The sequence below is a fragment of the Candidatus Obscuribacterales bacterium genome (assembly GCA_036703605.1).
In the GTDB taxonomy this organism is placed as follows: domain Bacteria; phylum Cyanobacteriota; class Cyanobacteriia; order RECH01; family RECH01; genus RECH01.
Genome location: DATNRH010001119.1, coordinates 1 through 1,275, shown reverse-complemented (window position 1 = coordinate 1,275; position 1,275 = coordinate 1). Strand labels below are relative to the sequence as shown.

The window sequence follows — 1,275 nt, the reverse complement described above, 5'->3', positions numbered from 1 at the left end:
TAGGGCTTGCTGAAAAAAGAGCAACAAACTGTAAGGAATAGTTTCGTGGACGATCGCCCCCTCAACTCAACTTTTGCCAATTTATTTTATGCCCTCAAACTTAGACAAGCCACTAATAGCCTTTCATCGGGGCATCCCACGGTAAGCGAGCAATATCTCGATCACAGAACCACTCCAACTCACGATAGGCATCATCAATATCGCAGAAGATTTGGGTCACATCAAGGTACGCTCAACTTACATCAAATTTGGTTAAGGGAATTTTCAGATGATTAGACTAGGCTTGCTGCAAGGCGATCCAGTTCCCCTTGCATGGCTTCGATGACTTGATGGTAGCAGGCTTGAACATAGGCTTTGTCACGACTGGCTTCGTAGCCCTGGCGCTCGAATAGGATAGGGGCCCCAACCCTTGTGTGAATTTGGATTGGGAAGGGGATGTTGGGTAAGGGGCCGATCGCAAGCCCCCAAGGCCAACCGAGGTAAATGGGGAAGACTTCAGGATCAATACCCAGCAGCCAAGGCATGCCATGGTCATGGAGTTGCTTGGCTTGGGCGTAGCAGTCTTCGAGGACAATTAGGGTGTCATGGGCTCCCCAAGAGACCGTTGGAATGATGGGGAGATTGTACCAAAGGGCAAGGCGAATAAAGCCGGTGCGGTTGTGAAGGTAGATGCGATCGCGCAAATGATGGGGACGGAAGGTATCTTCGCCGCCGCCAGGATAAACCAAGAGGCTATGCCCTTGATTGAGGGCAGCAAGGGCGTTGCGCGGATGGAAAGGGATGGCTCCGACTTTGGCGGCGAGGTCGGCCATGCCAGGAAAGGCTTGCCAGATTTTGGCATGGGTGAGGCCGTAGACTTGGCGATCGTAGCCGAAGCGTTGGAACCAGTCGTAGAGAAACATAGGGAGGTCTGGGCAGGCCAATCCACCGTTGTGGGAGCCCACAAAGAGTAGTTGTCCTTGGGAAGGGATGTACTCCCAGCCACTGGTTTGGACGCGGAAGTAGTAGCGGTAAAGCAGTTCCCAAATAGGCATTAGTTGCCGGATGACCTGGGGGTCGCGGGCTGAAAGGGGCGAGGGGGACAAAGGAGGCTGTTACATGTAGGGGACGTTGTGAGTATAAAGCCTAGGCGGGGGAAAATTGTCAGGGAGATAGGAGCTCGTTGACGCCTCTCGTTTGCAGCTAGATCGCCCGGCAGGCTGATGATGAGTAGGTCGTTGAGGCTCGGTAAAGCAAAGCTATAAAATCCTGCTATTGTTGCTAGAGCATGGGGAT

At 52.8% G+C, this 1,275-nt stretch carries 1 protein-coding gene; it reads right to left on the bottom strand.

The features are described 5' to 3' along the window. Positions 1 to 272: 272 nt before the first annotated feature. A complete protein-coding gene (locus V6D20_23275) occupies positions 273 to 1,085 on the bottom strand; it encodes a lysophospholipid acyltransferase family protein (GenBank protein HEY9818700.1) in 813 nt (270 codons plus the stop codon). Positions 1,086 to 1,275 lie beyond the last annotated feature (190 nt).